At 41.5% G+C, this 12,672-nt stretch carries 14 protein-coding genes; 2 read left to right on the top strand and 12 right to left on the bottom strand.

Translation table 11 applies throughout. The annotated features are described in order from the left end of the window. Window positions 1-66: 66 nt before the first annotated feature. The gene (locus FTU12_RS04515) at window positions 67-660 is read right to left on the bottom strand and encodes an alpha/beta hydrolase (protein ID WP_180026907.1); all 594 of its coding nucleotides are present in this window, start codon (window positions 658-660) and stop codon (window positions 67-69) included. A 283-nt stretch (window positions 661-943) separates the two neighbouring features. Continuing rightward, on the bottom strand, window positions 944-2,347 hold the full coding sequence (gene ffh / locus FTU12_RS04520; protein ID WP_078191163.1) for a signal recognition particle protein: 1,404 nt from the start codon (window positions 2,345-2,347) through the stop codon (window positions 944-946). A gap of 138 nt (window positions 2,348-2,485) precedes the next feature. On the opposite strand from ffh, the gene FTU12_RS04525 reads away from it, so the two are divergent. Continuing rightward, window positions 2,486-3,295 (top strand): inner membrane protein YpjD, encoded by an 810-nt coding sequence (locus tag FTU12_RS04525; protein ID WP_078191164.1) that lies wholly within the window; start codon window positions 2,486-2,488, stop codon window positions 3,293-3,295. Between the two features lie 150 nt (window positions 3,296-3,445). Here the strand turns inward: FTU12_RS04525 and FTU12_RS04530 are convergent, their stop codons facing one another. After that, a complete protein-coding gene (locus tag FTU12_RS04530) occupies window positions 3,446-3,655 on the bottom strand; it encodes a cold-shock protein (RefSeq protein WP_067761877.1) in 210 nt (69 codons plus the stop codon). A 449-nt stretch (window positions 3,656-4,104) separates the two neighbouring features. On the opposite strand from FTU12_RS04530, the gene FTU12_RS04535 reads away from it, so the two are divergent. Then, a complete protein-coding gene (locus FTU12_RS04535) occupies window positions 4,105-5,037 on the top strand; it encodes a tRNA-dihydrouridine synthase (RefSeq protein ID WP_180106345.1) in 933 nt (310 codons plus the stop codon). 92 nt (window positions 5,038-5,129) lie between these two features. On the opposite strand, the gene FTU12_RS04540 is transcribed toward FTU12_RS04535, so the two are convergent. From FTU12_RS04540 to rpe, 9 genes are all read right to left on the bottom strand, one after another. Further along, window positions 5,130-5,498: an SseB family protein gene (locus FTU12_RS04540; protein WP_078191165.1), complete on the bottom strand. Its 369-nt coding sequence runs from the start codon at window positions 5,496-5,498 to the stop codon at window positions 5,130-5,132. Window positions 5,499-5,560: 62 nt separating this feature from the next. After that, window positions 5,561-6,214, bottom strand: a complete 654-nt coding sequence (locus FTU12_RS04545) for a nuclease-related domain-containing protein (protein WP_180113831.1) — start codon at window positions 6,212-6,214, stop codon at window positions 5,561-5,563. A gap of 39 nt (window positions 6,215-6,253) precedes the next feature. Beyond that, window positions 6,254-6,736, bottom strand: a complete 483-nt coding sequence (locus FTU12_RS04550) for a methylated-DNA--[protein]-cysteine S-methyltransferase (RefSeq protein WP_180113832.1) — start codon at window positions 6,734-6,736, stop codon at window positions 6,254-6,256. A gap of 37 nt (window positions 6,737-6,773) precedes the next feature. Next, window positions 6,774-7,091 (bottom strand): quaternary ammonium compound efflux SMR transporter SugE, encoded by a 318-nt coding sequence (gene sugE, locus FTU12_RS04555; protein ID WP_111884830.1) that lies wholly within the window; start codon window positions 7,089-7,091, stop codon window positions 6,774-6,776. 55 nt (window positions 7,092-7,146) lie between these two features. After that, window positions 7,147-7,464 (bottom strand): multidrug efflux SMR transporter, encoded by a 318-nt coding sequence (locus FTU12_RS04560; RefSeq protein WP_078191168.1) that lies wholly within the window; start codon window positions 7,462-7,464, stop codon window positions 7,147-7,149. 300 nt (window positions 7,465-7,764) lie between these two features. Further along, window positions 7,765-8,784, bottom strand: coding sequence for a copper resistance protein B (locus tag FTU12_RS04565; RefSeq protein ID WP_180113833.1), 1,020 nt, complete (start codon window positions 8,782-8,784; stop codon window positions 7,765-7,767). Further along, complete coding sequence (locus tag FTU12_RS04570) at window positions 8,771-10,726, bottom strand: multicopper oxidase domain-containing protein (protein WP_180113834.1); 1,956 nt, start codon at window positions 10,724-10,726, stop codon at window positions 8,771-8,773. Before FTU12_RS04570 ends, FTU12_RS04565 begins: the two co-directional genes overlap by 14 nt. Before the next feature lie 46 nt (window positions 10,727-10,772). Further along, complete coding sequence (locus tag FTU12_RS04575; RefSeq protein ID WP_180113835.1) at window positions 10,773-11,291, bottom strand: hypothetical protein; 519 nt, start codon at window positions 11,289-11,291, stop codon at window positions 10,773-10,775. 616 nt (window positions 11,292-11,907) lie between these two features. After that, window positions 11,908-12,594, bottom strand: a complete 687-nt coding sequence (rpe, locus tag FTU12_RS04580) for a ribulose-phosphate 3-epimerase (protein WP_078192356.1) — start codon at window positions 12,592-12,594, stop codon at window positions 11,908-11,910. Window positions 12,595-12,672 lie beyond the last annotated feature (78 nt).

Raw genomic sequence — 12,672 nt, forward strand, 5'->3', positions numbered from 1 at the left:
TTTTAGTTTTCACTATTACCTTATCTACAAAACACGCGATCTATTAAACACGCGCACAGAACCTAGCTAAGCCGTTAAAATCGGCTTTAACACGTGCCACAGTTGTGGAATCTCAGAAAAGCCATCCTTTGCTGTGAAATGCCCCGCTTCTTTCACCTCATAAATTTGTGCATTTATAAAATTGCCCAATTGGATCGCAACCGGTGGCGGCACGATTGGATCATTGGATGAAATCAGACTGATACAAATCGGCATATAGGTCTGTAAAACACCGCTATCCATTTTTGCACGTTGAATAAATGCGGTTAATTCAGGTTGTGTCGGTAAACTACTTTTAAAACCTGACACAAAAACGCCCGCTTTAATCCGTGTGCCATGCTGTTCAAAATATTGATTGAGATAATGCAGCGTGGTTAAGCACCCCAAACCATGGGCAATCACAATGGTATTTTCATCCAAATCAGGCATTTGCAACGCTAGAAATTTCTGCCAATGGTCAAAATCAGGTTGTGCTGCATTTGCCATCACGATGCGTCGAGAATAATGCCCTGCTTCCTGCAGCTTTCGTCCTAACCAAGGAAACCAATGATCATTCGGTGATGCATCATGACCATGAACAATATAGATCTTTTGGCTTTCTGGCGTATGCGGTGTATTCATGATTTGATTCTTATTTTAGGTGATTATTTTTAGTGAAGCTTTCAATTTGCAGTTCGGCAAATTTTCACCTCTGTTTTAAACCTGTCACCTACACGCTCTCAATGTCAATTTGGCATCTTTTTGTAATGATTTAGCTCAGTTCGGTATCTATCGGCTCGTATAGCCAGATTCCTTCATCCAGTACTTGCTATCAAATGCACTCGATCACTTTGCTTAAGCGCACAGTCTCGTCAAATTTCAGCCATAAAAAAAGGCGCTAAATGCGCCTTTTTTTAAGTCCAAATTACTTCGGATCTTTACTGCCGAACAATGGACCCATGCCACCGCCGCCAAATTGTTTTTGCATATTGCCTAATGATTTCATCATTTTTGCCATACCCGTTGGGTTGGCAAATTTCTTCATCATTTTCGCCATTTGCGCATGTTGCTTGATGAGTTTATTTACTTCCGCAACATCCATACCACAGCCTGCTGCAATACGTTTTTTACGGCTTGGATTCATCAAGTCTGGGTTACGACGTTCTTTAATGGTCATCGATTGAATAATCGCTTCCATTTTCTTCACTTGCTTTTCAGGATTTGCTTGTGCAATTGCATCTTGAATCCCTGAGTTGCTCATGCCTGGAAGTTTATCCAGGAAGCCCATCATGCCGCCCATCTTGTTCATTTGTTCAAACTGCATCAGCATATCTTCAAAGTTGAAGCTACCGCCTTTTTGCAGTTTTTTTGCCATTTTTTCGGCTTTTTCTTTGTCGATTTTACGTTCAACTTCTTCAACCAAAGAAAGTACGTCACCCATACCCAAAATACGCTGTGCGATACGTTCAGGATGGAATGGCTCTAGGGCATCGAGTTTTTCACCCATACCCAAGAATTTGATTGGCTTACCAGTAATGGCACGAACAGAAAGTGCTGCACCACCACGTGCATCACCATCCGTTTTTGTCAGGATCACACCTGTTAAAGGTAAGGCATCATTAAAGGCTTTTGCAGTATTCGCCGCATCCTGACCAGTCATGGCATCAACCACGAACAATGTTTCAGTTGGCTTAATTGCTGCATGTAGCTCTTTAATTTCATCCATCATTTCGTCGTCTACATGTAAACGACCTGCTGTATCGACAATCAAGACATCAGCAAATTGAATTTTTGCTTGCTCAATCGCACGATTTGCGATGGTAATCGGTTTTTCGTCTGCGCTTGATTCAAAGAAAATCGCGCCAACTTCACCTGCAACTGTTTGTAGCTGTTTAATCGCTGCTGGACGATAAACGTCGGCAGACACCATTGCTACTTTTTTCTTTTGACGTTCTTGTAAGAAACGTGCAAGTTTTGCCGCAGTGGTTGTTTTACCCGCACCTTGCAAACCTGCAAGAAGCACAACAACTGGTGGTTTTGCCGCTAGGTCTAGGCTTTCATTCGCCTCACCCATCATTTTGGTCAATTCGTCATGAACGATTTTGACGAAAGCCTGCCCCGGTGATAACTGAGTCATCACTTCTTGGCCCAATGCTTCTTCCTTAACTTTCGCGATGAATTCACGAGTTACAGGTAACGCAACATCGGCTTCAAGAAGTGCCATACGTACTTCGCGTAACGTATCTTTAATATTGTCTTCGGTTAGCTGCCCTGAGCCAGTAACATTTCTTAAACTCTGCGTGAGTCGTTCTGTTAAGGTATCAAACATTGCAAAATCCGCTTAAAATAGCCATGAGCAAAAAATTGTTTCTTAAAATAGAAAATTTATGCATAGAATGCTATAGGATACTTTAGTTCTTGCAGAATTTATATAAATGAATATTCAACATCCTGAAAAAGGTTTGACATGATCAGTCTCCCCTTGGTTTACACGATCCTAGCATTAATCGCTTATACCACGTCTTTTTGGTATTTATTCAGCCATTTAATGTCTAAACGTGCGCCGAACCATTGGTTTATTGGTGTTGTACTTGGTTTAGGCATGTTATTGCATGCAGGTGTTTTATATAACGACATGTTGACGCCTATGGGTGTGAACTATGACGTGTTCAACCTGATGTCATTTACTTCAGGTCTCATGCTATTACTCAGTGTGTTATTTAGTACCTATCGACCTGTGCTTGCAATGAACCTGTTGGGCATTCCTGTGGCAGCGACAGGATTGATTTTAGGCTTTGCATTTAGTCGACAAAATCAATTTATAGAACAACATTCACTGGGTTTAGACATCCATATTATTTTGTCACTTTCCGCATATGCCGTCCTGCTGATGGCAACAATTCAAGCGGTTATTTTGCGTTTACAAGACCGTGAACTAAAAAACAAGCAGAAAAAGCGTGTATGGGTGAGCCTGCTTCCATCCTTCCAAGCCATGGAATCTTTGCTATTTGATTTATTGATTGCTGGTTTTGCACTACTGACCGTGGCGCTTGGGTTTGGTTTCTTCACCATCGATAACTTCTTTGCACAGCATTTGGCACATAAAACAGCCTTTAGCATTATTTCATGGTTCGTCTATGGAGCTTTGCTTATTGGACACTATCGTTTTGGCTGGCGTGGTCAAAAAGCTATTCGCTTTACCATTATTGGTTTTTGTCTTTTGGCAGTCGGCTTTATTGGATCTAAGTTTATTTTAGAAATGGTTTTGGGCCGCTAAGTCGACGATGAAACGATTTTAAGTTTTATTAAGAAGTAAGTTTTATTACGAAGGGAGCTAAGGCTCTCTTTTTTATAGCTTGATTATTCACACAGAAATAACAGGCATAAAAAAAGCGCTATACAGCGCTTTTTTTTCATTACGTCTAAATTATAGAGCAACGATGTTTACAGCATTCGGGCCTTTTTGACCTTGAGCGATGCTGAAAGAAACCTTTTGGCCTTCTTGCAAAGTTTTGAAGCCAGAACCAGTGATTTCGCTGAAGTGAGCAAAAACGTCAGGACCGTTGTCTTGTGCAATAAAACCGAAACCTTTAGTTTCGTTGAACCATTTAACTGTACCAGTAACTGTATTAGACATAATAATACCTATTAATTTGTTGATTTAGCCATTGGATGATGACTGACTATAACTTGGAAAATAATAAAGAATTGAACTTCATTTCTGTAAAAAACGAAGGATTATGACTAACACTGCGATACTTAAAGAAAATTTACGAAACAATACTTTTTTTCTAGTTGCAGCCATCATACATGAAATCTTAAAAGATTCAAGCACAGTATATGTTGTTGATTCCATTAAAAAACAACAGTATAAGCCATCTTCTTATTATTACTATCCATATGTATTTACTCATTTTATTGTTAAAGTTTTATGTCAGTCAATACTTTACGACTTTGGTCCTAATTTCACCAAATAGTTACATAAAATCTTGTCATTTCGTATTCCGCGTCACCATAAGCACAAAACCTAGACATCCCTTTCAAAACCACGTATAACTCCGTTTTTCAATTTTTGGCTGTGTGACCGTGAAACTTGTTCTTGCGCCGATGGAAGGCTTAACCGACCCAATTATGCGAGATGTGTTGACGCATGTGGGGAGTTTTGACTGGTGTGTAACCGAGTTTATCCGTGTCACGGACTCTGTCCTGCCCGACCATATTTATCATAGTTATTGTCCCGAACTGAACAATGACGGCAAAACTGCAGCAGGAACACCGGTTCATGTGCAGTTCTTAGGTAACAATCCGACCATGCTCGCGGCAAATGCTGTACGCGCAGTAGAACTTGGTGCACCTGCGATTGATATGAACTTTGGTTGTCCTGCAAAAACCGTCAATCGCCACCGTGGTGGTTCAGTTCTGCTAGATGAACCAGAAGTGGTGTATGAGTTAGTCAAAGCTGTGCGTGATGCTGTTCCGAGTCATATTCCTGTATCGGCAAAAATGCGTTTGGGTTATATGGATCATAACTTCACCATGGAAAATGCGCATGCCATCGAAGATGCGGGTGCCGCATGGGTTACAGTCCATGCGCGAACCAAAGCCGATGGTTATACCCCGCCTGCCTTTTGGGATCAGTTGCAACCCATTCGTGAAGCATTGAAAATTAACGTGATTGCCAACGGTGAAATTTGGAACAATGCCGATGCCAAACAATGCCAACTCGAATCTGGTTGTGAAGACCTGATGATTGGTCGTGCTGCGGTGACCACCCCTGACATTACACAGTGTATTCGTCGTAATACCGATGAGCCGCTGATTACATGGCATGAACTACTTGGATTACAAATTCGTTTCTTAAATGGCTCGTATAAAAAAGAAATGAATATGGTCGGTCGTTATAAACAATGGCTCGGCATGATGTCGAAGCACTATCCAGAAGCCAAAGTCCTTTGGGATGAAGTAAAACGTGTCAAACCACTTGATGAAATCGTGCAAAAACTCAAAGCCGGTATGTAAGTTTTAAAGCACATCGCCCAATATGAAAACGAAAAAGTGTGAAAACACATATCTCAGCGTAGCCGCAGAGCCTTTGATTACACCTACAGTGTTCAAAGGCTTTGTTGTTTGGCAAACTCTAAAATTGCGTCGATCTCATCTGCCAAGAACTCTTTAGGATGTTCCGAAGTCGGGTTCATCACCAAGCTTGCGCCTTTGGTAATGGCAAACAATTTTTCAGCACTGATCATGACAAATTCTGCGTCTGCGCCAACATCCTGTTGAAGCATCGCAAGACTCAGAAAAAATGGAATGGCTTGCTCGCCCTGCTCCGTTTCCATTAATTGAAAATGCAGATGCTGCTCAGCATCACGCTCACCCAGACAATACACTTGGCTGGCTAAAAGTTGCTGATAAAAGTCTTGGTATTGCTCAGGATGATCTAAAGTCGATTCATAAAGATGTTGCAGCGTGTCGTTCATTGTTATTGTCCGTCTATTTTTATCAGTCAGATACTGTTCACAATCCACAGCATACAGGAAGTTTATGAATTATGCCGTTGATTTAAATCCTCAATGTGCTGTCGATTTGTTTTCCACGATTTTTCTAAAATTTCTTTTTCTAAACGTAACTGTATTCGTTTAAGTTTCATTTCAGAGATCACGGGTTGCTGAAAAGTTTGAACATAGTCCACCCAAGCTGTACCCCGAAATACATTCGACGGCATCTCTGTTTTAAACACCGCTTCAGGCATAAAAACAATCACAGAATGCATATTGTCTTTATCCACAATATCGCTCAACACCTGCTCTAACACTTTCATATGTTTATAATTTTGGTGAATCGGATTTTGAAATTTAAAACTTTTTTTATAAATCTTTTGCGTCCATTGTTTTTGTCTCTCGCTCCCAAAAATCCAGCCCTTATAGTTTTTAGTTTCAATCACAAACACACCAAATGGGCTTAAAAGAAGATGATCAATTTGAGTCGTAGCTCCCTCGCCATCTGGTAAGGTCAAATCATTTAACAATATATAATGGTCTTTCAAATAAAGTTTGACATGAACGGCGACAGCAAACTCCCCCATTTTCCCCTTTAAAAAAGGTTTAAATGCTTTGATTGCCCCCACAATCAGTAACAATGGAATTAGCCACCACAACGTCGAAATGAAGGGTGCAAAGATTTGAGAAATATTCATTAATTTGATTCATTATTTTAAATAAGTATATTTTCTATTTTATTGTAATTTCTCAATTTTTAACAATATTTCTTTATTTTCTAGACCACCCGCAAAACCCACTAATTTTCCATTTGCGCCCACGACACGATGACAGGGTGCAATAATTGAAATTGGATTTTTACCATTGGCTGCACCGACAGCACGTACGGCTTTGACATTGCCGATCTGCGCTGCAATTTGTTTATAACTGCGAGTTTCTCCAAAAGGAATTGTCAGTAAAGCTTGCCAAACTTGTTGCTGAAATTCGGTACCTTCAAAGTCTAGCGGCAAGTCAAATTGCTGTCTTTTACCTGCAAAATATTCATTTAATTGCTGTGCAGTTTTGAGCAAAATTGGGTGTTGTAGATCTTCAACCAAAGCCGCCAATCGCACACGATTAGGGTTTTCATTTTCCCAAAGGACAGCCACCAATGCGGTTTCATGTGCAACAAGTTTTAATTGTCCAACGGGTGAATCTAAAAACTGATAAGAAAGTTGCATGACATACTCCAAGCTCAAAATCGCAGCACTTCATTATTCAGGAGGACGATAATTTCATCAAGACCAGTCCTGAAATAATCAGGACCGCAGCTAGCATGCGCATGGCATTGGCAGGCTCACCCAATACAACGATGCCGAGGATAAATGAACCCACTGCACCAATCCCTGTCCACACCGTATAGGCTGTACCCAGCGGTAAGGATTTCATTGCATAAGACAATAAAGCAAAACTTGCGATCATGAAAATAATGGTCAAAATACTTGGCGTCAGTTTGCTAAAGCCTTCAGAGACTTTCATACAATAGGCCCAAACCACCTCAAGTAATCCCGCTACAATTAATAAAACCCAAGCCATATTTTTACCCATAAAAAAAGCACAGGGATCAATGACCGCTGTGCTTTAGAACATATTAACTTGAAGATAATTTCATCAAGATTAGACCCGAAATGATCAGTACTGCGGCTAACATCCGCATGGCAGTTGCAGGCTCACCGAGTATAAAAATACCCACGAGGAATGAGCCAATCGCGCCGATTCCTGTCCAAATGGTATAAGCTGTTCCCAGAGGCAACGTTTTCATGGCATAGGCCAATAAACCAAAGCTCAGGATCATAAAAAATAAAGTAACTAAACTTGGGCCAAGTTTTGTAAAGCCTTCTGAGAGCTTCATCGAATAGGCCCAAACGATTTCAAAAATACCAGCGAATACTAGAACAACCCAGGCCATGATGCCTTCCTCCATATTAGTAGAGTCAGGTCGTCCTGACGATTTTTCTTACTGGCTTCGAACAAAGATGTAAGGGAGGTCGTTCCTCCGAATATTGTCTCAGTATAGCAAATATGCTGAATTTTAGTGCAGTCTTTACATTTTTTGACCAAATTCAGGGCGTTATTCAGTTAAGGAAAAAACTTGTGCAGATGAATTGCGCCAAAACATAGCATATCTTTTCAAAGGACAGATTCAGAGATAAAAAAGGCACCACCAAAACCAGTTGATGATGCCCTCTTTATTTGGTCTATTCGCCGATTAGAACTTCAGACGTACACCTGCGCCATACCACCATTGTTTTTCACTTCCAGTTTCAGCTTGCCGTGCCGTATGCTGATTTCCTTTTTCATAGCTGTAAGCAACATCGATAAATGGCATCAACTTTTTATTGATTTCATAGCGTGTTTCTAGCCCTAACCATACAGAACTGAGTCCTGTTTTTTGTGCATAGGCAGAATCATCACTCAGCACCACATCTAGGTTCAGATACGGCTTTAAAATCAATTTTTGGGTCAGCAGCAAATCACGTTCGGTTTCTAAAGAAAAACTGACCTGTTTATCTGCACCAAGATATAAATAAGCATCGGTTTCAAAGAAATACGGTGCCAGACCATGCAAACCCACCACAGCATCTAACTGTTCTTTGTCCGTCACTTGATGTTCATCGACCCGATAACGCGCACCAATTTGCGCATCCCAAAAGTCTGAGATCATACGGCTATACATCACTTGAGCCGCATAATCTGCGTCTTGAGATTCGGCTTTATCGGCATGTAGTTTGATGAAGAGCTTATTTTCATCGGTCCCGATTCGACTCTCAATTTCGGTCTTTAAACGTCCTCGGCCATCGGCATTATTGAGCCATCGACTGTCAATCTCAGTCGCTTGATAAATCTGTCCACCATGTTCACGCTTATGATCAACAGGGTGCTGCGCAGAAGCAGCACGTGACGCAATAGATGATGCATTTGCATGTTCTGCATGTTCTGCATGTTCTGCATGTTCTGCATGTTCTGCATGTTCTGCATGTTCTGCATGTTCTGCATGTTCTGCATGTTCTGCATGTTCTGCATGTTCTGCATGTTCTGCAGTATGCTCTATCTGGCTCGATTCAATCGCTGTTTGTATCTCTTGATGCGACGAATCATGTGAGGAATGCGACTCATGTTGAGCTGACATCAGCATGCTGTGATGTGCATCTTGCGCCATGGTCATTTGAGTGACAGATGCCAAAGCTAAACCCAGTACTGTATATGTGCATGGTTTAATGATGCGCATGAGACACCTCCTTTTTCGGCACAGATGCTGTTTTAGTATTCTCCGCGACATTTGCGACCACAAGTTTATTCATCATCCCTGCGGACATGTGATACAGCAAGTGACAATGAATCGCCCATTCCCCTAATTCATTGGCCGTTAACAGAGCCGTGACAGTTTTCCCCGGCGGCACAATCACCGTATGTTTATTTGGCATTTCAGAAGACACTTGCCCATTTTCCAATTGCATAAACATGCCATGTAAATGCATCGGATGCGCCATCATGCTGTCATTGACAAATTTCAGTCGGATTCGCTCACCATATTTCACCTTTAGTGGTTCAGCTTCACTGAATTTTTTGCCATTCATGGTCCACATATAGCGTTCCATTGTTCCACCCAAATGAATGACCAAATCTTGCGTCGGTTCACGTGTATCAGGCTGCGGGGTTAATGCTTTTAAGTCACTATATTGCAGTGCCTTATCACCGACAGGAGTAGAAGCATTGGCCCAACCCATAACCGTTGCTGAATTTTCAACTGCACGCGTCTCCTCTTTAGACTGTGCATGCTCCATCGCTGTATGCGTATCATGTTTCATGGATGAATGATCCATCACGCTATGATGCATATTGGCATGCGCTGAATCAGACATGTTCTGTTTATGCATGTCTGGATGCTGCATAGCAGTATGTGCAGGCATTGGGGAATGCTCCATATCATGTCCCATAGCGGCATGGTCATGTGCTTGATTCAGCTGAATATTTGACGGATTGACAGTATGTGCGCTGTGCTCATGAGTATTCGCTTGCTGGCTTGCCGAAGTTTGGGTTGAACCTGTAGCCGTATGTCCCATGTTGCTATGGTCCATACCTGACATTGAACCATGACCCATATCTTCCATGGTCAGCAAAGCACGTGGTCGTGCATCTGGCATGTGAATGCCTGAGTACTGAGGCTGCATTTCATCATGTAAAGTGCCAATCGCAAATCCTGTCCGATCGATCGACTCAGCCTCTATCTGATAGTGCGCAGATTTAGGCTCTACGATCACATCGTAGGTTTCCGCAGCACCAATTCGGAATTCATCGACATTGACCGGTTTGACCGCTTGGCCGTCTGCACTGACCACCGTCATTTTGAGCTGAGGAATACGCACATCAAAAAACGACATGGCCGCAGCATTTACAAAACGAAGTCTGACTTTTTCATTGGGCTTAAACATCCCCGTCCAGTTCTGCTGTGGTGTTTTGCCATTCACTAAAAACGTATAACCCGTGACATCAGACAAATCCGTTTTCAGCATTCGCATCTGATTCCACATCGAACGATCTTGCCACGTATTTTTAAAACCTGTTCGTTGAATTTGCGTCCATACATCTGAAACTGTTTCACGCTGATTTTGATAGTATTCGGCAGACTTTTTCAGATTTGCCATAATCTGAGCGCTAGATGATTCATGAAAATCCGACAGCATGACCACATAATCACGTTGTGTCTGTTCATGTGCGGCAAGTGATTGTTTACCTTTCGGATAAATCACTAAAGCGCCATACAATCCGTCTTGTTCTTGACCTTTGGAATGCGCGTGATACCAATAGGTTCCGCTTTGACGGACCTTAAATTTATAAGTAAAGCTACCATCGGGCTGAATTTCATTGAAACCATTAAAACCGGGTACACCATCCATTAAACCGGGCAGCAATAGACCATGCCAATGCACCGAGGTATTTTGTTTTTTGAGCTGATTATGCACATGGATGACCGCATCATCGCCTTCTTCAAACTCCAGTAAAGGTGCTGGAAACTGACCATTGACGCTGATTTTCTTGACCGCTTTACCAGTCAAATTGATGGTCTTTTCATCAATATTCAGATGATATTCTTTAATGGCTGCAAACGCCCACGTTGGTGACAGCAGACATACCCCGAGCACGAGGCCTGATTTAAATAAATTAGACATGACTTAACCTTTATAAAATAACGAAAAAACGTATTTAAAACTCAGGTTAAGCTTGCGGGGGTCTTAGAATTTCTTGCCAAAAGCCTTTTAAATGCTGTCCAGCAAAAATGAAACGAGGGGGTTCTGCATAGTGATACACATGGAAGGTCTGCAATGCGACCAAGGCGCTATCGACATAAGAGGTACTGATTTGGCAATGTGCGAGTGTACAGTCCTGACGACAGTCTGTACTTTGTGTCGTTGAATGATGCGCCTGACCATCTTGCAGTGCAGATGTCGCATCTGAAGATTGATGACAATCCATCGTTAAAATGACTTCAGGTGTTGCTTGCTTGCCATGATGTACTGCATGCTCAGGAGCAGCTTGCCGCTGATTTTGATGGCAATTTGTCATATTTAAATGCGAAGGATCAGCATGTGCTGCATGAACTGATGCCTGATGGGCATTTGCGTTCATCATTTGTTGATGTTGAAAATTTTGCTGAGCACCGACCACACTGCTCCACCCCATGACAAACGCCATGAGCCAAGCAAAGGCAAGATGCTTACGCAAAAAATTGAACAATTTAGTACCCTAATTCAACCCAATGATGCACATGTGACAACATGTCCCTATTAACACATCTTTAGAAACATCACGCAATCGGCTCAGCTGAAATCCGCATGAAACACCATGATGATATTATTTACGATTCAAATGCAATCACATGACATTTGTATCAACATGACATGCAGCTCGACCGATTTATCCATCATGAACGATACATTCAGAAATATCTAAAAGCATTATCCAGTGCGATCGATGATGTGTTTTGCCAGTCGCAGCGTACCTCAATAGTTGCTAACAGCATAATTAATTGTGCAGTTATTCACAACAGTTTTAAATTTATTGCGCTGTCATAAAAATCAGCGCATATCTTCCAATTAAAACATAAAAGTTATTTTTTAAACTGATTAATTATTTACCATAGATTAATAAACATACAGCATTTCAAACACTTTACCCCATAAAAAAAAGGACTCAATTGAGTCCTTTTTATACTTAATACGTCTAATTATTAAACCATTGATGCACAATCGTTTATAATTTATCCAAGTTATCCATATAGTTATCTACACAGATATCCATACAGTTATCCATATAGTTATCCACAAGCAAGGAATAACTTATACCCAAAGACTTAAGCCTCTTGAGCATGCACTTTTGCCAACTCTGAACGCATGTCATCAATTACAGCTTTATAATCAGGCTTACCAAAAATCGCTGAACCAGCCACAAACATATCTGCACCAGCTTCAGCAATGTCACGGATATTAGCTGGAGTAACACCACCATCCACTTCTAAGCGAATATCACGACCTGAAGCATCAATAATTTTTCGTGCTTGACGCAGCTTTTCCAAAGTCATTGGAATGAACTTTTGACCACCAAAACCTGGGTTCACACTCATCAACAAGACTTGGTCAACTTTATCTAAAACGTAGTCTAAATAATGCAGAGGTGTCGCAGGGTTAAACACCAAGCCCGCTTGCGCACCGCCAGATTTGATTAACTGTAAAGAGCGGTCAATGTGGTCAGTCGCTTCTGGGTGGAAAGTGATGATATCTGCGCCAGCTTCCAAGAAATCACCAATCATACGGTCTACCGGCGAAACCATTAGATGCACATCAATTGGCGCCTTAATGCCGTATTTTTTCAATGCCTTACAAACGCCCGCACCAAAAGTTAAGTTCGGTACATAATGATTATCCATGACATCGAAATGAACAACATCTGCACCGGCTTCTAGAACGTTTTCAACTTCTTCACCTAAGCGCGCAAAGTCTGCTGACAAAATTGAAGGTGCGATTAAGAATGGCTTGGACATGAAAAACCTAGCTTTGAAAAGGGAGTGATTGACGCATTATAGCAAATTGTCCCCCTATTCGCTGCCCACGCCCTCAGT

It is taken from the genome of Acinetobacter sp. YH12063 (genome assembly GCF_013419715.1).
Taxonomy (GTDB): Bacteria; Pseudomonadota; Gammaproteobacteria; order Pseudomonadales; family Moraxellaceae; genus Acinetobacter; species Acinetobacter amyesii.